This is a genomic window from Pseudoflavonifractor sp. An184 (assembly GCF_002160305.1).
GTDB lineage: Bacteria > Bacillota > Clostridia > Oscillospirales > Oscillospiraceae > Lawsonibacter > Lawsonibacter pullicola.
Genome location: NZ_NFKI01000014.1, coordinates 37371 through 57102, shown reverse-complemented (window position 1 = coordinate 57102; position 19732 = coordinate 37371). Strand labels below are relative to the sequence as shown.

The following is a 19732-nucleotide window of genomic DNA, read 5'->3' as shown; positions in this document are numbered from 1 at the left end:
TTCATTCGCGTCCCATCTTATCATTGCCGGGCCGCGCTTGTAAAGAGGGCGCTGGGATATTTTATGCGGATTTAAGAAAAAACACACACTTCTTTCCAAACAAGGCCGCCCGGCTCACTCCAGCTCCACCGTCACCGGGACGCCCATGCCCACGTCGTTTAAAAACCACAGCTCGGTCTCCCAGGGCAGCCTCTCATCCAGCGGCTCGGGAAACATCTCATAGTCCACCGTGCCATCGGCGTTGTTCTTGACGATCAGGGTATAGGCGGTCCCCTCCGCCATGGGGACGGTCCACCCATCCTCCAGGGACAGCGCCTCCTGAGCGGACAGGGTGTGCTCCGTCAAAAGCCTATGGCCGCCGTCGTACTGCTGGAGGGTGACGGTCTCCATACGGGGGATGGCCTGAAAGTCCACCTGGAGCTCCAGGCTGGACTTCTGATAGGTCTCCCCATTGAATTTCTCGGCCAGAACCCGCTCCTGCCCAAACCCAAAATCTCCCCCCGCTCCGGCGTACCGGTTTCCGTCTCCGGTGAGATAGATGGTCCCGAAGGGCGTCCCGTCCTCCCGCTGATAGACCTCATAGGCGGTCCAGCCGTACTCCGGCTCCTCCGGCCACTCGGCCGCCCCCTGGGGCAGACCGTAGCAGGCCTCACCTGCGTAGCGGTAAGAATCTCCGGCGTCTTCCGTCTGGGAGGACTGCCGCGTCAGTTCCAGCTGGGAGTAGGAGAGTCGCACCTCGTGTTCATTTTCCCCGTATCCCGCCATGTAAACCGGAAAAAAGAAGTTCAGCCCCTCCTTGCCGGGGAAGAGATAGCTCCCGTTGTCCTGGAGCTCCCCGATCAAAATCTTTTGAGGAATTTCAGTGGAGCCATAGGCGCCCAGGTCCAGAGTCTCACTGCCGTACTCCACCCAATTTTCGTCCTCGATCAGAATCACCTCTCCCTCCCCGGGAATGGGCTCATAGACCAGGTGATAGCCGATGAACTCGTCCTGTTCCGGCCCCTCCCTCTCCGGCTGGGCCAGACTGCACCCGGCCAGGGCGAAAATCAAGATAAGCGCCAGTCCGCCAGAGATCCAATTACCTCTCCTCATAGTCGTCCTCCAATCGTCCGTCGAAGCGCAGGATGTCCCCCACGTCACAATTTAAATAGTAACAGATGCGGTTGATGGTGTGAAAGCGCACGCCGCTGGCCTTGCCGGAGCGGAGAATGGACAGATTTGCCTCCGTGATGCCCACCAGGGCGCACAGCTCCTTGGCGGTCATCCCCCGCTCCTTTAATATTTCACTTAAATGTACCGTAATAGCCAAAGCCCCACCCCCCTGTGGTTGAGATAGGAGTGATGAGATAGGAGATAGGAGATATTTCGGGGTCATGCAGCCTTCTGCCCCTGTTTCCGAACCGTCCCCAACCGAATTCCCGCCAGAACTGCCGCAGCGCTGGCTCAATTCCCAACTTCTGATTCCTAACTCAAAACTCCTATCTTCTATCTCCTATCTTCTATCTCCTATCTTCTATCTCCTATCTTCTATCTCCTATCTCCTATCTCCTAACTCCTATCTCCTAACTCCTATCTCCTATCTTCTATCTCCTATCTCCTATCTCCTAACTCCTATCTCCTATCTCCTAACTCCTATCTCTTTAAATGATGGAGTCGTTGTCCTCCTGGAGCTCCCGTCCCCGCTGGACACACCGGCACAGCAGGTACAGGGCGGCGGAGAGGATCAGCGGGATCAGGGGCAGGTCCAGAGAGACCTTCACCTCCGTGATCAAGGAATCGTATCGGGCCAGCTTCACCAGATTGACCCCCAGCGTCAGCACCAGGGTGGCCTGGATAGCCAGGCGGCTCCAGCGGGCCGTGGTCACGCACCGCCCCACGCTCTCCTCCCCAAAGGGCTCTCGGGCCAGCGCCGTGGTCAGATCCGCCGCCAGCAGGAGCATCCAGGCCCCCAGCAGGTCGGGAATCAGCTCCACCAGAGGCAGGGCCAGGGCGATATTCAACGCCTGATCCCCCGTCAGGCCCGACGGCTCCGGGACCGACGCCACCGCCAGAAAGAGGGTCCAGTCCTGTTGAAAATCCTTGATCTCCACCACCGCCCCGCTCCCCCGGGATGCGGCTGCAAACACCAGCAGGGCCGCGCAGCCCACCAGCAGAATCCGCAGCACGCCGGACAGCTTCTCCAGAGGGGCCTCCTCCATCCCCCGCAGCAGACGGAGCACCCCCCAGAACACCAGCAGGGAGACCCATATCACCGCGGCCGCAATCAGCAGTGTGGAACCGAAAAAGCGGTCCAAATAGCTGGGGTTGACCGCACAGAAGGCCAGACCGATCAGGAGCAGGGAGCTGGCAGGCAGAAAAATGTCCTCCCAGTGCCGCCGCCCCCGGTTCGGAGGCAGCACCAGCAGCAGAAGGGGCAGCCCAGCCGCCAGAAGAACGATGGCCCAGGCCAGAACATTTCCCCCCGGCCCGGACAGGGACAGCTCCCGCAGCAGGCCTCCGGCCAGCTCGATGGGCGCGGTCAGGGCTCCGGCCACCTGCACAGTAGGGATCAGCGGGATCAGCGCCCCCGCCAGGGCGGCAAAGAACAGAAGCGCGCCTCGTCTCCACGTCATAGGGACCCCTCCTAAGAAATTATCGTTTTACAATAATTCTAATTGTAGTATATCATAAAATTATCGTTTGTCAATAATTTTATGGATTTTGCCGGACCCCTTCTCGCTCCCGTGTTTTGCATGATTTCATAAAATATTCATTCTTGTATTCATATTTATTCAATATTTACGGAATTTTTTTGGCTTTACTCGAATAATTATGCGAAAGAGGGGTTGCAATTCCATGCCCGGAGTGGTAAACTGTTGCCAATGACCGAGGCGGGCCTTCTTCCGCAGGGCCCGAACTCATATATTTGGAGGGAAACGAACATGTCTGAGATCAAGAAAATTGTGCTTGCCTATTCCGGCGGCCTGGATACGTCCATCATCATCCCCTGGCTGAAAGAGAACTACAACAACCCCGAGATCATCGCCGTCTCCGCCGACGTGGGCCAGGGGGACGAGCTGGACGGTCTGGAGGAGAAGGCCATCAAGACCGGCGCGTCCAAGCTGTACATCGAGGACCTCACCGACGAGATGGTGGACGAGGTCATCGTGCCCTCCATGATGATGGGGGCCAGCTATGAGGGCTACCTGCTGGGCACCGCCTTCGCCCGGCCGGTGATTGCCAAGCGGCTGGTGGAGATCGCCAAGAAGGAGAACGCCGACGCCATCTGCCACGGCTGCACCGGCAAGGGCAACGACCAGGTGCGGTTCGAGCTGGCCATCAAGCGCTTCGCCCCCGAGATGAAGATCATCGCCCCCTGGCGGGAGTGGGACATCAAGGGCCGTGACGAGGAGATCGACTACGCCGAGGCCCACAACGTGCCCCTGAAGATCAGCCGGGAGACCAACTACTCCAAGGACAAGAACCTGTGGCACCTGTCCCACGAGGGTCTGGACCTGGAGGACCCCGCCAACGAGCCTCAGTACGACAAGCCGGGCTTCCTGGAGATGGGCGTCTCCCCCGCCATGGCCCCCGACGCCCCCACCTATGTGACCCTGGACTTTGAAAAGGGCTGGCCCGTGGCCATCGACGGGGAGAAGATGAAGGCCAGCGACATCATCCGCAAGCTGAACAAGCTGGGCGGCGAGAACGGCATCGGCCTGCTGGACATCGTGGAGAACCGGTTGGTGGGCATGAAGGACCGGGGCGTGTACGAGACTCCCGGCGGCACCATCCTCTACAAGGCCCACGAGGTGCTGGAGATGATCACCCTGGACAAGGACACCAAGCACATGAAGACCAAGCTGGCGGTGGACTTCGCCGACCTCATCTACAACGGAAAGTGGTTCACCCCCCTGCGGGAGGCCCTCCAGGCCTTCGCCGTGGACACCCAGAAGCACGTCACCGGCACCGTGAAGCTCAAGCTCTACAAGGGCAACATCATCACTGCCGGCGTCACCTCCCCCGAGACCCTGTACTCCGAGAACCTGGTCACCTTCGAGGAGAGCGACTACAACCAGGACGACGCCACCGGCTTTATCAACCTGTGGGGCCTGCCCGATACCGTGCAGGCGCTGCGGGAGCAGGGAAAACTGAAATAATCCGGCGTCGTCCTGCCCCGCGAAGCGGGGGCGGCGCAGGTGCGCCGCACAAGCGTTTTGCGCCAGCAAAACCTTGGCGCAGGCGGAATTCATTTCCGCCGAGCATTTCAAAAACAAGGGGTCCCCATCGGGCCTGCCCGATGGGGAGCGACGCCACCGGCTTCATCAACCTGTGGGGCCTGCCCGACACCGTTCAGGCGCTGCGGGAGCAGGGAAAACTGAACTAATTTTCAGATAGGAGATAGAAGATAGGAGATAGGAGTTGTGCTGTACGACGCAATATCTCCTATCTCCTATCTCATCACTCCTATCTTTTCAAATAAAGCGAGGTAATGTACTATGAAACTTTGGGCTGGCCGGTTTCAGAAGGAGACCGACACCTTAGTGAATGATTTTAACTCCTCCATCCAATTTGACGCCCGGCTGTACAAGCAGGACATCGCCGGCTCCATCGCCCACGCCCAGATGCTGGGCAAGCAGGGCATCATCGAGGAGCACGAGGTGGAGGCCATTGTAGACGGCCTGAAGGCCATTCTGGCCGACATCGAGGCCGACAAGGTGGAGTTCTCGGTGGACAACGAGGACATCCACATGAACATCGAGACCCTGCTCACCCAGCGCATCGGCGACGCGGGCAAGCGCCTGCACACCGCCCGGTCCCGGAACGACCAGGTGGCGGTGGACACCCGGCTGTATGTGAAGCAGGAGATTCCCGTCATCATCGACCAGATCCTGAACCTGGAGCAGGTGCTGGTGGAGCGGGCCAAGGAGCACACCGACACCGTCATGCCCGGCTACACCCACCTGCAGCGGGCCCAGCCCACCACCTTCGGCCACTACATGATGGCCTACGCCAACATGTTCAAGCGGGACGTGACCCGGCTGGAGGACTGCCTGGAGCGGCTGGACGAGTGCCCCCTGGGGGCCGGCGCCCTGGCCACCACCACCTATGACATCGACCGGTTCCAGACGGCCCAGGCCCTGGGTTTCAAAAAGCCCACCGACAACTCCATGGACTCTGTCTCCGACCGGGACTACGCCATCGAGCTTTTGAGCAGCCTGTCCATCCTGATGATGCACCTGTCCCGGTTCTCCGAGGAGATCATCCTGTGGTGCTCCTGGGAGTTCAAGTTCGTGGACCTGGACGACGCCTACTCCACCGGCTCCTCCATCATGCCCCAGAAGAAGAACCCCGACGTGGCCGAGCTGGTCCGGGGCAAGACGGGCCGGGTGTACGGCGACCTCATCACCCTTCTGACCATGATGAAGGGCCTGCCCCTGGCCTACAACAAGGACATGCAGGAGGACAAGGAGGCCCTCTTTGACGCCATCGACACGGTGGAGGAGTGCCTGCCTGTGTTCGCCGCCATGGTGAACACCCTGTCGGTCCGCCGCCACAATATGGAGCGGGCGGCCGCCGGCGGCTTCATCAACGCCACCGACTGCGCCGACTACCTGGTGAAGAAGGGCATGCCCTTCCGGGAGGCCTATATGATCGTGGGCCGCCTGGTCAACCTGTGCATCAAGAACCACGAGACCCTGGACACCCTCACCCTCCGGGACTTCCGGGCCATCTCCGAGCTGTTTGACGAGGGGGTTTACGAGGCCATGGCTCTGAAAAACTGCGTCAACGGAAGAAAAGTCTACGGCGGCCCCTCCAAGGAGGCGGTTACCAAACAGATTCAGCTCATCGAGGAGTTTGTTGCTCAGCGGAAGAAATAAGCTGCGCTTCGGCTTTTCGGGCAAAGGGAGTTTCGCCGCCCCGGCGGCGAGTTCCTTTTCCACGTGGAAAAGGAACCAAAAGACGCCAGGGGGCAGGCTCAGATGAGCGCTCCGCGCTCATATTCGCCCGTCCCCTGGACCCCCGGTTTTACGGGGGCCGCCAATTAGGCGGGCGTGGCAGTCATCGCAAAGGCGCGGACAGCTCAGCTGACTGGTTTCCCTTCTATAACCGCTGCCGCTGAGCGTTCAATAACCTTCACGTGGCAGTTCTCCCGGTGGAAAGCGCGCCTTTGTTGCGGCGGGGCTCAAATACGGCTTAGAGAAACGGCGGAGATACTTTTGGGTTCCCGTAGGGGCGGCACACTGGGCCGCCCATTCGTGGACGGAGCGGCGCGTCCTGGAGGCCGCGCCCTACAAAAAGAGTCGGTCCCTGAAAGACGGCGGGGGCAAGCCCCCGCCCTACATAGGTGGAAACATTCAAAGCTGGGAATCTCTTTTCAGGGCGGGCGGCCACATGGGGCCGCCCATACAGAGGAAAACAAACTGGGAGCGTTGGCTCGGCAAAGCCAGGCGCAGAAGATGAACCGCAACGGCGGCAATTTTTGCAAACTCAGGGCCCAGTGGCCCGGAATGAAACGATAAAAGCCACTCAGATTTTGCGCGCCGGAAGTGCTGCAAAATCCAGCAGGTACGCGTTCCCCGCAACGGGGTCCGGGGAAAGGCGACTATGAGCACGAAGTGCTCATCCGGAGCTGTCCCCGGCGGCGTTTTGGTGACTTTGCCGCCGCGGGCAAAGTCACTCGCCGCCCGCAGGCGGCGAAATTTCCCTGTGCACAACCAGTTCAATCCGAATCCTGCCCCCTCATCCGTCTGGCCTTCGGCCAGCCACCTTCCCCCAGGGGGAAGGCTGAGAGAGAAGAGGCGAAACACAGTTTCGCACAAAATTCTTTTGCCTACTTTTCTTTTAAGAAAAGTAGGAGGAGGTGAACACCCACGAACAGACCTAAAATTTTCATCGACGGCAAAGGCGGCGTAGTGGGCGCAAAGATCTACGAGCTGCTGTCCCAGCGGGACGACCTGGAGTTTCTCATCATCGACCCGGACAAGCGCCGGGACGTGGAGGAGCGAAAGAAGTTTCTGAACGCCGCCGACCTGGTCCTCCTGTGTCTGCCGGAGGACATCGCCCGGGAGACCATCCCCCTGGTGGAGAACCCCAACACCCGGATTCTGGACACCTCCCCCGCCCACCGCACCGAGCCGGGCTGGGTGTACGGCTTCGCCGAGCTGCTCCCGGGCCAGCGGCAGCGCATCCGCTTCTCCAAGCGGGTGTCCAACCCGGGCTGCCACGCCTCGGGCTTCCTGTCCACCGTGGCGCCTTTGGTGAAACTGGGCATCCTGCCCCCGGACTACCCGGTCTCCTGCTTCTCCATCACCGGCTACTCCGGCGGCGGCAAGGAGATGATCGCTGAGTTCCAGAACCCGGACCGGGACCCGGCCCTGGCCTGTCCCAGCCTCTACTCCCTGGGGCTGCGGCACAACCATTTGAACGAGATGCAGCACATCGCCGGGCTCACCGCCCCGCCGGTGTTCACCCCCATTTTAAGCGACATGTACAGCGGCATGTCCACCTCGGTCCCCCTGCAGAACCGGCTGCTTCAGGGGCACCCCACCGCAGAGGACGTATGCGAGATGCTCGCATCCTACTACGAGGGGCAGACGCTGGTGTCCGTGGCCCCCTTCGGGAGCCAGGGGCCCCGCCTGAACTCCGGCGCTTTCGCCGGCAGCAGCCGCCTGGAGATCACCGTGTGCGGGCACGAGGAACAGACCCTGCTCACCGCCCGGTTCGACAACCTGGGCAAGGGGGTGGCGGCCGCCGCCATTCAAAATTTAAACCTGATGCTGGGCTTTGACGAGACCGCGGGGATTCCCCTGTGACCGGCTTTCCCACATCTGACTAGGAGGTAAACGCTATGTCCAATACCCATCTGGATCGGGCCACCATTCTCACCGAGGCCCTGCCCTACATCCAGCGCTACAACGGCAAGATCGTCGTGGTCAACTGCGGCGGCGTGGCCATGAACCAGGAGCTGCGGGACGCCGTAGCCACCGACATCACCCTGCTCCGCCTGGTGGGCGTCAAGGTGGTGCTGGTCCACGGCATCGGCCCCGAGGTGCGCCAGGCCCTGAAGGACGCCGGGAAGGAGCTGCCCGTGGTGGACGGCTTCCCCCAGGTAAACGAGAGTGCCATCGACCTGGTGCAGGAGACCCTGTGCGGCAAGGTGAACAAAACCCTGGTGGCCACCCTGAACAAGCTGGGCGCCAAGGCCATCGGCCTGTGCGGCATTGACGGGGGCTTCCTCACCGCCAAATCCGCCGGCGGGGACCACCCCTGCACCGGCGAGCTGGTCCAGGTGGACGGCGGCCTTCTGGAGGACTTCCTGTCCAAGGGCTACACCCCCGTGGTGGCCACCATCGCCCAGGGGGCCGAGGACCCCACCCAGGTGTACAGCGTCAGCGCCAACCACACCGCCGCCAAGCTGGCGGTGGCCCTGAAGGCGGAGAAGCTCATCCACCTGGTGGCGGCCGAGCAGCTGCTCCACGCCCCCGAGTCCCCCGACGCGCCCATCCCGGTGCTCCCCCTGTCCCAGGTGCCCGCCCTCATCCGCAACGGGACCATCCCGGCGGACATGGCCGGCAAGGTGAACTTCAGCGTGGAGGCGGTGCGCTCCGGCGTCAAGTCCGCCACCCTGCTGGACGGGAGCGTCCCCCACGCCATTCTGCTGGAGCTGCTGTCCGACGAGGGCATCGGCACCATGCTGACCCACTAAGAAGAGGTGACCGAAGATGAAAAAGGATTTGCTCAAGCTGCTGGATCTGACGGGTGAGGAGATTCTCAAGATCCTGGACACGGCGGACCAGCTGAAATTCAGCCAGAAGCACGGCATCCCCCACGACAAGCTCAAGGGCAAGACCCTGGCCATGATCTTTGAAAAGAACTCCACCCGCACCCGCGTCTCCTTCGAGACCGGCATGTATCAGCTGGGGGGCCACGCCCTGTTCCTCTCCAGCAAGGAGAGCCAGATCGGCCGGGGCGAGCCGGTGGAGGACACCGCCCGGGTGCTCCTGCGCTACTGCGACGGCATCATGATCCGCACCTTCGCCCAGGAGGAGGTGGAGACCCTGGCCGCCCACGCCAACATCCCCGTCATCAACGGCCTCACCGACTTCTGCCACCCCTGCCAGGTGCTGGCCGACCTGATGACCGTCCGGGAGCACAAGGCGGTGCTGGAGGGTCTGAAGATGTGCTACATCGGCGACGGCAACAACATGGCCAACTCCCTCATCGTGGGCGGCCTGAAGGTGGGCATGGAGGTGTCCGTGGCCTGCCCCGAGGGCTACGACCCCCATCCGGACGTGCTGGCCTTTGCCCAGAGCGACCCCAGCTTCCAGTTCACCCTCTGCCGGGACCCCAAAGAGGCCGCCGTGGGCGCCGACGTGGTGTTCACCGACGTGTGGGCCTCCATGGGCCAGGAGGAGGAGAAGGCCGTCCGGGAGAAGACCTTTGTGGGCTATCAGGTGAACCAGGAATTGATGGCCCTCACCAACCCCGGGTGCATGGTGCAGCACTGCCTGCCCGCCCACCGGGGGGAGGAGATCACCGCCGACGTGTTCGAGGAGCACGCCGAGGAGATCTTCGACGAGGCGGAGAACCGCCTCCACGCCCAGAAGGCGGTCATGTACCTGCTCATGGGCGGCGAGGACTGAGCGTTTCTCTCCCCCGCCTGCGTCTCTGTCCCCCAGGGGACGGGGCGCAGGCGGGAAATATGAAAATTTTATAAAAAAATGCACTCCGCCTGGGACAGGTGCTCATAAGAAAGTGATTTGAAAGAATTACGATTATGGCATCTGTCAGGCAGGATTGGGCAACGAAGAAATACGCCGTATTCAGCAGATTTTGCTGGATACGGCGTATTTTCTTGCCTATTTACGCTTTCTTTTCCCTTTTCCGTGTGTCATGTTGCTTTTGCCCCGCTGGCTTATGGGGCTTTTCATGTGCTTTGACAGCCGCAGAACCTCGATCAGATTAACGAACTGCTCTTTGGTGATCGCATCATAGTCAATGCCGAAGGTCACCAGAAAGGCCCTCGCCTTCTTTTCGTCGCTGCTGCCCTCGAAATTCATGGCGGTCTGCAACTGCTGCTGGGCTTGTGCGGCGGCGGAAGGTTCGTCTGCCGTTGTGCTGTCAGTCTTGTGGGCTTCCCGAATATCGCGGAGTATCTTGGTCAGGTCATCCGCGACTACATGACCGAAGTATTCTTCCTCCGGCACCTGGGCCAATTCCAGTGTGCGGAGATAGAGGTCGTTCGTGCTATCTTCTCGTTTTGCCAGCACCATCTGACGCACAGCTTCCAGCACGGCGTTCATGTCGTTGATGCGCATATCCGCGATACGATCCACATAAATTTCTGCATCCAGCATCAACCGCTGAAAATCTTTATGGCAGATCAGCTCCGACAGCAGTCGGTGGTTGAACTGCCCGTCTCTCAATACTTCAATCGCATTATCACCCAAATGCAGGGCTTCCAGCTCTGTGTTTGGGTGATTTTTTGTTTCCGTCAATCCCATCAAGTAATCGGCGGATACCCCGTAGAACTTTGCCAGCGCCGCGATGCTGAATGGGCTGATGTCCTTGAAATCGTCCGCCTCATATTTGCCGAGGGCTGCACGGGAAATCCCCGTCGCCTCGGAAAGCTGTTCCAGTGTCAGACCGCGCTCTATCCGCAAATCTTTGAGCCTCTCTGGGATCGTCAATTTGATATTCATATCCGCGCCCCCTTTCGTTCTGCTTCCCATTATAGCATAGATTTCTATAAGCGTGGAAATTTCCGCTTTTCGCACCCGTTTTCCAACCTCTTGGATATACGGGAACAGACCCGATTTTTCGTTAAACTGTACTTGTCGGGAGACGACAGCACCTTGAAAATTACATGACCGTCCGAATGGGATACCCCCGGCAGGGGAAGCAGCGCCATGACTCCATGTGCTTGAAAGCACGGGAGAGCGTGCCAATGCCGGAATACGCCGCTGAAAAGGCAGGGGCAGGAACGGCATTCGGGGAGAACGGCAAAATGCAGCGATATTTTCAAAGGAAGTGAAAACAACGAAAAATCCGGCGTTTTTATGCTGATAACGCCATCAAAGCACGATACGCCGGACAGCGAAGCGGGTACGCTGTCCGGCGTGCAATTATCAAAACCCGCGAAAATCCACGCGAAACAGTGAAACCGATCCCTACCACTTGTGAACAGGGCTTCGCAGGCGGCAGAGAAAACGGTTATTCGCATACTATTATCCATCGCCCAGCGATGAACCCAGTACGTTCACCAACGCACCGGCTTCACCGCCAAGCAAACGAAAAAGGAGGCATAAACCATGAGAAACAACGAGATTTACCGAAACGAGATCAAGTCGTATATCATCCGGGCTGGCATGACCATGAGTGAGGCCGTGGAAATCCTGGCCGACGAATATGGTTGGAGCAGCAGCGTCCCCAACCTGTCGGACAAGCTGAAACGCGGCAGCCTGCGCTATGGCGAGGCTGTGGAGCTGGCCGATGTGCTGGGGTACGACATTGTTTGGCAGAAACGCGGGAAGGAAAAGAGATAAATAAAAAGCGGATTTACCAAACTTTTTCCGCTGGATGATCATACTGTGCTGCCAAAGAGATATTTTTATGTATCATATTCCTTTTAACGGACATTTTTGCTATAATGCAATCATCCAAAGGGAGGGGAGGAGGCGCTGTGGATCAGTTTAATGTAATTCATGAAGCGGCGCAGCAAGGGCTGCCCGGCGAGATGCTGCTGGTATTCACTATGGTGCTCTGGTGCATCTTTACCCTGATCCTACTGGCGGATCTGCACAATAAACTTAACAACTGGTGCTTTATCAGCGGTATTCTGTTCAGCGTTGGGGCACTCAAGGAATATTTGTTCTATACATTGGGGCCGCAGCTGATCCAGGCCAGTATCTGGACGGATGATTTTTCCGAGGGTCTGTATTCTGTACTCAGCGCGGTATTCTACTATCTTTCAATGCCGTCCGTTCTGGTGTTTGCCTTTTTCTTTCATAGATTAGAGCAGCGGGCGGGCAGGTGGTTCCTCTTCCTAAGTATTGCAGCCTATTTGCCCGCCGCAGCGCTAGTCTGTATTTTCCCCTTCACGCAGACGCTGTACTTCCAGCAGGACACGGTATTTTGCCTGAGCGTTGCGGGTTATAACTGGGGGATGGGCATTCTCTCCACCGTTGTTTTGCTGCATGCACTATGGGAGGAACGGTTGAGCATGCGCTTCCAGCAGCGCCGCCTCGCAGCCATGACCATGCTCGTACCGCTGTGGTTTTGGCTTGTTTCCGCGTTTCCATATCATGCGCTTGGTATCCCTAACCTAAGGAAATTATGGCAGTTTAACCTGATCATCGCGCTGTGTATTTTGATATTCTTCCTTTGCCGGGCGTTTCACGGCGGGATATGGGGGCTGCGGTTCCGGCGCGAGACATATGACTGGACGAGCGGTGGCCAAGTGATCCAGCGCAATGCGCATTATGTGGGGCATGCGTTAAAAAATGACTTGGCGAAGATTGAGTGGTGTACCGCGTTGATGCAGAGCCGCGGCTATCTGGATCATGAATTGGATATCATCAATGGAGCAGTGCTTCATCTTAAGCAATTTGTCAACCGTACGAAGCTCTATGCTCAACAGATCACGCTGATGCCGGAGCTGTGTGCAGTAAAACCACTTTTTCAGAGTACGGTGGCGGAAACCGTGTTTCCGATGGACCGTGATATCATACTGTCGGTTGGAAGGTGCGACGCGCAACCGCTGTTCTGCGACCAGACGCACTTGCGCGAAATGCTTTCAAACCTGATTGACAATGCGGTGAACGCGATGCCGGAGGGCGGTAGGATCGAACTATCCTATTGCTGTCAACGGTGGAAAGCGGTGATTTCAGTAACAGATACCGGATATGGTATGGAGCCCGGGACGCTTCAGCAAGTGTTTGACCCTTATTTTACCACCAGGCAAGGCGGCGGTAATATGGGACTGGGGCTCTATTACTGCTGGAATGTAATGAATGCGCATCACGGCAGCATTTCTGTGAAGAGCGCGCCGGGCCGCGGCAGCACGGTATCCCTTTGTTTCCCGATGCACCGCCAGAACGTCCATAAAGGAGGCGTGCAATGAATCCCATCCGTATTTTAGCAGTGGACGACGATTTGGATTTCCGCTATCTGCTTACACAGATGCTGCTGGGACAGCCAGATCTGGAACTTGCTGCGGTGTGTGCCACCGCGCAGGAGGGCTGCGCTGCGGTTGCCCGCCTACAGCCCGATATTGTCCTGATGGATCTGGAATTGATTGGAAGTTATACAGACGGCGCAGATGCGGCCCGGCGTATCCGTATGCAGACGACCGCGCGGGTGCTCATCCTGACTGCGGATGATAATCCGGAAACTGTCATCCGGGCCAGTGTCCATGCCTTTGCCTCAGGTTATGTGCTCAAAAGCCAGGCTTCCATGCTGCTGCCTACCATCCGCGAGACCGCGACTGGACCGACGCCGCAGTCGCATCTGATCTGTGCAGCGCTGCTGCAGGCGCTGACTGTCGCGGAGCGGGCGGTGTTGCGGCAGATGCTGGGGCAGGAGGTGCAGCTGTATTCATCGGCCAAGACAATTGCCAACCAGCAAACCAGCGTGCTGCACAAGCTGGGCCTTCCGGACCGAAATATGCTGCGGCACATATTTGCCGCCTATTTGTCCTGAAAAGATTTCACTGCGTTCGGCACAGGGGTGTGATCTTCCCCTGTGCCGAACGCTTTTTCAGGATTTAACGAATTCCCATATTTTTTGGGAACAAAACAGCTCAGCAGTATGCTATATTTTTTGTGTAACATGCTGTGAGGCAGTGGGATGCTCCGCGACCGGCGCGGGTGCGCTATGTAGAGCCGCACGATTCTTTGCCCTGGAACCGGCGTCAGATGGTACGGCAATTCGGACCACCGCATAGAAATCCGGGAGAAGGATCATAGAAGGGGCAGTTTTACAGCCCACACTGGAATTTTCCCCAAAAGGAGTTGGACAGACGTGATGCATACGCGAATTCGTACACGAATCATCAGCACACTGCTGTCGGCGGCGATGTGCCTGAGCATGTTCCCAGCACAGGCCTTTGCGGCCACAGTGGAGGCCAAACTGCAGGTGGAAGCGGAGACCCAGTCTCCTATCGTCGTTCTTGACGGGGATGCGGAGACGGCGGAAGGCGCAAAGCTGACGCTGCGCGTGACGGAAGGGCAGCATATTGCGCGGGACTATGACCAGACGCTCTATGTGCAGGTGACCAATCACAGTGCCGTCATGCAGAAGTACTACCTCAGCTGCAATAACAATCATGCCGATCTCTCCATGAACTTTGTCATGGCCGGGGCGGAAGAATCGCCGCTGGTGATTGAGCCAGGTGAGACGCAGACCGTGGAACTGAGCGTTTTTGCCCAGAATGCGGAGGACACGGTGTATACCGTTTCTGTGCAGAGTACCCTGGTTACCACGGGCAAAGAAGTTGAGGATGCGTCTATCGATCTGCCCTTTACCTGCGATCCGGGTGACGGCCAAGTGTCCATTGAGCCGCAGGGCGCGGCGGATCCTTCAACTCTGGTGCAGACCTACAAGATTACCAATACAGGCGGCTCGGATATCGCAGACTTGGGTTTAACTCTGGCGGGGGAAGACGCCAATTACCTGCGTCTGGATCCGCTGGTGGAGAACTATCCGCTGGCGGCGGGCGAGTCGATCACGGTTGAGCTTGTGCCGGATCTGGCCCAAATGAAAGCGGACAACAAAGAGGAGTTGACCGGAACGATCGTGCCCACGGGCGGCGTAGCGCCAACTGTGGCCCGTGCCGCATCGTCCTTCGTCGTGAAGGCGGATCTAGAGCAGGTCAAAACCATCTCTGCTTCTGATTTGGCGCTGTATCAGGAGGGGAACCCCTACTATAACAGCGAATACGCATGGGAAAAGACGAAGCTGACCAGCACGGTTGGGGAAACAACTACCGATCTTGTTGAACTCAGCCAGAAATATTACAATTCGGACGATACGAGCGGCGTCAATACATCTGATGAACTCGATGAAGTGCTGGACAAACTGATCGCCGAAGACGGTACATACGATCTTGCGATTCAAACCGTTCTGCAATATACGGACGAGGACGGTACCCAAAAGGAAGTGGGCATCAATGTGTCGTCGAAAACGGAGATTATCTTTTCGGAAAATGCATCTGCGTCCACAGAACCGGGATTCACATATTACTATTTTGAGGGCACTGACACACTGCGGGTCGAAATGGTGACCTACAGCACCGATGTGCAGGGCTACAATGATCAAATCGCTGCGGGTATCAATGCAGCAAAGAGTGCTGTGTATGTCAGCCAGCCAGATACAGCCCTGCTCGCTCGCACAGCCCGGGCAGCTGAGGGTATCGTGAAAGAAACCTGTGCTGTGGAATTCTCCAAAGCCGGGCTGGATATTCTTGGCGACATAGCCAGTAATGACGGGCATGTTGACTTCACCAGTGTTGTACCTGAAGAGGCGCTGGATAAGATCAAAAACCTGTGCAAGGCCACTGCACCGGTCCGCACCATGGCCAACGTATTGGAGGGGGCAGCATCCGTCAGCGAGTTGGTGGTGGATATAGGAGAGACAGCGGATGTGTGGAACGATCCGGACATCCCCGCCGCAGATAAGGTTGGTTACACAGCGGTCATCACGATGAAGCACACGTTCGGCAACGTCCTCAACACCGCGATTGTTACGACTTCGGCAGGCGTCGGCGGTCTGTTCCTGGACGGCGTCGGCATGGTGCTGGGCGCAGCGTTGGGCTCGGTGGCCGCCGGGTACATCAGCGATTTGATTGAGGAAGATTTGGAGCTGTACAAGCAGCTGTTTGCCCAGATGCGTTTCCAGTCCTTTGGCAGCCAGTGCACCAACCGCGGCTTGCTGAGCAGCACCTTCAAAATGCCGGCGTACACGAGCAGCGACGGCAGCGACGCGCTTTCCGGCGCGCTGGAAGTGCCCAGCATATACGTCTCCAGCCGTCTTTATGACGGCAGGCCGTATCGTGACTATTACGCGGACGAAGAATTCGGCGGCGACGAATATGAACACCATCGTGAAGGAGTCACTAATTACAAGCTCAATGGACAAACGCTCAAGACGCAAGTAGAGCACGGCCTGTCAGAGGCGGCTTTTGCGGAACTGAAAGGGGAAGCCGTCGCCGAGGCGCTGAAGGATGGCGCGCAAAACACGCTGGTGCGCGATTATGCTACCAATGCGGGACACTATTTGGTGGAAACTGACATGAACATTACGGTGATGCCGGAGGCTGATTTTGAACTGGGCTATGTGGATAGCCCGGATGAACTACAGGACGTGCGTCAGCTGCCGGACTTCGCCGTCTTCCCGGAAAATATTGGGCCGGAGAAGGCCTTCATCCTTGATACGGCGAACAAAGTGGGGGTGAGTGTGAGCAATCTGGGCAGCGCAGGCGGCTGGGTCAATGTGACAGCTGCGTGCAACGGGGAGCCGCTCGGCACGCATGAAAATGTATACGTTGCGCCGTTCTCCTCTGAAAAGGTGTTTTTTACCTGCACCCCGACTCAGGAAGAAAATACCATCACGGTTACCTTGGACCGGCCGGAAACCAGCGAGGACGGCTTCCAGCTGAGCACAGAGGAGACCCTTCTCACCAACAATGAGGCGTCCGAGGTCTTGTATGCCCGGGAGCGCATGGTGCCCAAAATTGTTAGCATGCCCGAACTCGTGCGTTTTGAGGAGATCCCGCAATATGTGGTGGAACTGGAGGATGCCCTGGACGTCGCTTCGGTAAAAGTGGAGGTCAATGGGCGGACGTACGCCGCCAGCCTCCAGCAGCTGTCCGGCGATTACGGCGGGAACATGCTGCGGGCGGTTGCCGCTCTGGACGGACAAAACGTAGGAACATATCAAGCCACAGTGACGGTGGAATACTACGCCGCAGAAAACGGGCAGACCGTTACCAAGAAGTTGACACAGTCCGCTGAGGTGATTTTCCAGCAGGATGAGCAAATCATTTTTTATTTGGATTGCCCCTCGGCGTGTATTGATGCAAACAGGTTTACCGTCTTGCAGCGCAACAGCGCCGGTGAACTGGAAATTGCAAGCAATGCCACGATTGGTTTGGGGATGCAGTCCAATCCCAGCCGCTTCACTGTTGAATACGGCCTGCGCACGCCGGATGAGCAGAAAAACTGCTATGTTGTCATCCAGTACAACGAAGACAGCGCCAGCGGTACGCCGGGCGGGATCGCCGTGGCATCGCTGGATGGTTTGGCTGGCCGGACGCTGCCGACCAGCGGTGAAGAAGTCGTAACGGCGTCTATCACAGCTGCTGTCAATAAGCTCAACCTTTCGAAGCTGACCGCCATCAATGGCATGCCGCTTGCGTCCTCTGTTCCCTCCAGCCGTGTGCCGGAAGTGAAGTCTTACGACGGCAAGATCTATTTTTCCGGCGCGGATTCCATTCAGATGCAAGCATCGGTAGATCCGGGAGGGAATGATTGGTTTTATACCCGGATCACCCTCTCAAAGGACAGCCCGGATGTGAACCTGACTGATTTTTATACTGAGGTGGAACTGGGCTTCGATTATTCGACCCTCAGCAGTGCAGGCGTTATGCGGGATGCATACGCACGGCTGATCGATGCAGACGGAACGCCACATATTGTAAACGCCTATGCGCATGCATCTACCTCCAGCGCAAACGTATATCTGCCGGTTCAGCTGGATGCCTACACGGACGCGTATGCAGCGATATTCCATAGAGGTAGTAGAGGGGTTGTCTATCTGTACGCAGACCTGAAGAATACAAAGGAGCAACTTTCTCGAGACACCTGCAAGCAGGTGACTTTCCAGCTGCCAGACGGTGAATCCCCGTTGGACTGCCAGCTTTCGATCACCCGGCAGGATATCGGCAGGGCGCAGACGGTAGAAAATATATCGGAACTGGATTCGATCTATCTCGCTCCCGGCGTCTACGATGTGGAGCTGGACTATCAGGCCGAGGCGGACGGAACGCTTTATACCTATCAGGATCAGCTGAACATAACCGACACCGCCGAAACGATGGTTATTTCGCTGCCCGGTTCCAGCGCCGGATTGGCACGGCGGGCCACTCCAGAATCTGTTTTTGCCCTTGAAGTAAATTGGCCTGCAATTTTCACCGGCGCAGAGCTGTATACCCGGACATCCTCCGGCTGGGGCGAACAGCCCGTTGCGGTACAAAACGGCGGCACCACTGCTCTGCCGCCAGGGACGAATCAGGTGCGGCTTGCTCTGACCAGCGCAGGCTGTATGGCAGAAGTGGTCAGCGGTGTGCCGGAGAATGGCGTCCTGCAGATTGGTGACACGTTTACCGGCACGGCAGCAGCCAAAACCCAGACCTGTACACCAGGCGGTACACTGACGCTGCGCCTCTCCGACCTGTCCAGCGGAAGCGCCTATTTGAAGGGATACCAAGCGAGTGCCGAAGGGGCGGAATTGGCCGGGACTGTAACACTGCGCGGAAGCGAAACATATACGCTCCCCGTGACTGTCTCTGATCTTTCGGAAGAGCTGACTGTAACCTTGCCTCAGGAAATAACAGGGGGTTCTTACGAGTGCGCGGTCTCGCTGCTGACGGAGCAGACGGTCGAGCCTCCGAACGATCCGGATATCCCAGATATACCCGAGGACCCGGACGATCCCGACAACCCAGATACTCCGGATGAGCCCGACACGCCGTCCGGCGGCGGAGGCGGCGGAAGTGCGGCAGACGGCAAGCCTGACGTTGAGGTTTCCGGTACAGGCGGTACAGCGGCAGCTGCAAACAACGGTACTGTGACCATCACACCGGACGAAGGTTATAAGATCAGTACAATCACGGTCAACGGCAAGGAAATCGCTGTCCCATCGGACGGAAAACTGACCGGGCTTAACAGGAATGACAGGGTTGTCATCACCTTCGAGAAAGCCGATACAGAAGGATTGCCTGTTATCAGCACGTTTACTGACGTTGCGGCTGACGCCTGGTATGCGGATGCGGTGCAGTGGGCGGTGGAGCATGGAATCACCGGCGGAACCTCCGCTACGACATTCAGCCCTGACACCTCCTGCACCCGCGCACAGATGGTGACCTTCCTCTGGCGGGCCGCTGGTTCCCCCGAACCCATAAAGAGCAGTACTCCCTTCGCCGATGTGGATGCGACTGCCTACTACTATGAGGCCATGCTCTGGGCCGTGGAGCAGAACATTACATCCGGCACCAGCGCTACTACCTTCAGTCCGGATGCTGTGGTAACCCGCAGCCAGACTGTCACCTTCCTGTGGCGCGACGCCGGGTCTCCTCCGACGGCCTCCGGCAGCAGCTTCATGGATGTGACGGCGGACGCTTACTATGCAGAGGCCGTGACTTGGGCGGCCAGCGAAGACATTACCTCCGGTACCAGTGCCATCACCTTCAGCCCAGATGCCGACTGTACTCGCGCCCAGATTGTAACCTTCCTTTGGCGCTATTGTGTAGGGTAAGAAATGGATGACGGAGTTAGCGGGCTTAGCGGCTCTGTCATCAAGTCTCCAATATTCCAAGGGCGCACTTCTATACAGGGACAAGCCCTGTATCGTGCGCTCTGCGAGGCAGACAGCCCGGACAGCAAATGTCCGGGCTGTTTTGCGTCACTTCGTTCCGAACAAGGGGCTGCACCCCTTGCGCCGCTATACGGCTATCCCTGCGCACTTTGTGGGC

13 protein-coding genes are annotated in these 19732 nt (G+C 58.1%); 9 read left to right on the top strand and 4 right to left on the bottom strand.

Going from position 1 to position 19732, the window contains the following annotated elements; translation table 11 throughout:
• Positions 1 to 114 precede the first annotated feature (114 nt).
• From B5F19_RS06835 to B5F19_RS06825, 3 genes are all read right to left on the bottom strand, one after another.
• A complete protein-coding gene (locus tag B5F19_RS06835) occupies positions 115 to 1092 on the bottom strand; it encodes a hypothetical protein (RefSeq protein WP_140394178.1) in 978 nt (325 codons plus the stop codon).
• Entirely contained in the window at positions 1079 to 1309 is a 231-nt protein-coding gene (locus tag B5F19_RS06830) for a helix-turn-helix transcriptional regulator (protein WP_087289258.1), read from the bottom strand. Before B5F19_RS06830 ends, B5F19_RS06835 begins: the two co-directional genes overlap by 14 nt.
• Before the next feature lie 331 nt (positions 1310 to 1640).
• Entirely contained in the window at positions 1641 to 2612 is a 972-nt protein-coding gene (locus B5F19_RS06825) for a hypothetical protein (protein WP_087289256.1), read from the bottom strand.
• A gap of 309 nt (positions 2613 to 2921) precedes the next feature.
• On the opposite strand from B5F19_RS06825, the gene B5F19_RS06820 reads away from it, so the two are divergent.
• The 5 genes from B5F19_RS06820 (at position 2922) to argF (ending at position 9626) form a co-directional block, all read left to right on the top strand.
• Positions 2922 to 4139, top strand: coding sequence for an argininosuccinate synthase (locus B5F19_RS06820; RefSeq protein WP_087289254.1), 1218 nt, complete (start codon positions 2922 to 2924; stop codon positions 4137 to 4139).
• Between the two features lie 339 nt (positions 4140 to 4478).
• Entirely contained in the window at positions 4479 to 5861 is a 1383-nt protein-coding gene (argH, locus tag B5F19_RS06815; protein WP_087289252.1) for an argininosuccinate lyase, read from the top strand.
• Positions 5862 to 6869: 1008 nt separating this feature from the next.
• Entirely contained in the window at positions 6870 to 7796 is a 927-nt protein-coding gene (argC, locus tag B5F19_RS06810; RefSeq protein WP_087289250.1) for an N-acetyl-gamma-glutamyl-phosphate reductase, read from the top strand.
• Between the two features lie 35 nt (positions 7797 to 7831).
• Positions 7832 to 8689: an acetylglutamate kinase gene (argB, locus tag B5F19_RS06805; protein WP_087289248.1), complete on the top strand. Its 858-nt coding sequence runs from the start codon at positions 7832 to 7834 to the stop codon at positions 8687 to 8689.
• A 16-nt stretch (positions 8690 to 8705) separates the two neighbouring features.
• Entirely contained in the window at positions 8706 to 9626 is a 921-nt protein-coding gene (gene argF / locus B5F19_RS06800) for an ornithine carbamoyltransferase (RefSeq protein WP_087289246.1), read from the top strand.
• A gap of 216 nt (positions 9627 to 9842) precedes the next feature.
• Here the strand turns inward: argF and B5F19_RS06795 are convergent, their stop codons facing one another.
• A complete protein-coding gene (locus B5F19_RS06795; RefSeq protein WP_087289282.1) occupies positions 9843 to 10685 on the bottom strand; it encodes a helix-turn-helix transcriptional regulator in 843 nt (280 codons plus the stop codon).
• A gap of 609 nt (positions 10686 to 11294) precedes the next feature.
• On the opposite strand from B5F19_RS06795, the gene B5F19_RS06790 reads away from it, so the two are divergent.
• The 4 genes from B5F19_RS06790 to B5F19_RS06775 all read left to right on the top strand — a co-directional run bounded on the left by B5F19_RS06790 (position 11295) and on the right by B5F19_RS06775 (position 19515).
• Positions 11295 to 11528, top strand: a complete 234-nt coding sequence (locus tag B5F19_RS06790; RefSeq protein WP_087289244.1) for a phosphoribosylglycinamide formyltransferase — start codon at positions 11295 to 11297, stop codon at positions 11526 to 11528.
• A 137-nt stretch (positions 11529 to 11665) separates the two neighbouring features.
• Positions 11666 to 13105, top strand: coding sequence for a HAMP domain-containing sensor histidine kinase (locus tag B5F19_RS06785; RefSeq protein ID WP_162612539.1), 1440 nt, complete (start codon positions 11666 to 11668; stop codon positions 13103 to 13105).
• The gene (locus tag B5F19_RS06780) at positions 13102 to 13683 is read left to right on the top strand and encodes a response regulator transcription factor (protein ID WP_087289240.1); all 582 of its coding nucleotides are present in this window, start codon (positions 13102 to 13104) and stop codon (positions 13681 to 13683) included. Before B5F19_RS06785 ends, B5F19_RS06780 begins: the two co-directional genes overlap by 4 nt.
• A gap of 324 nt (positions 13684 to 14007) precedes the next feature.
• The gene (locus B5F19_RS06775) at positions 14008 to 19515 is read left to right on the top strand and encodes an S-layer homology domain-containing protein (protein ID WP_087289238.1); all 5508 of its coding nucleotides are present in this window, start codon (positions 14008 to 14010) and stop codon (positions 19513 to 19515) included.
• Positions 19516 to 19732 lie beyond the last annotated feature (217 nt).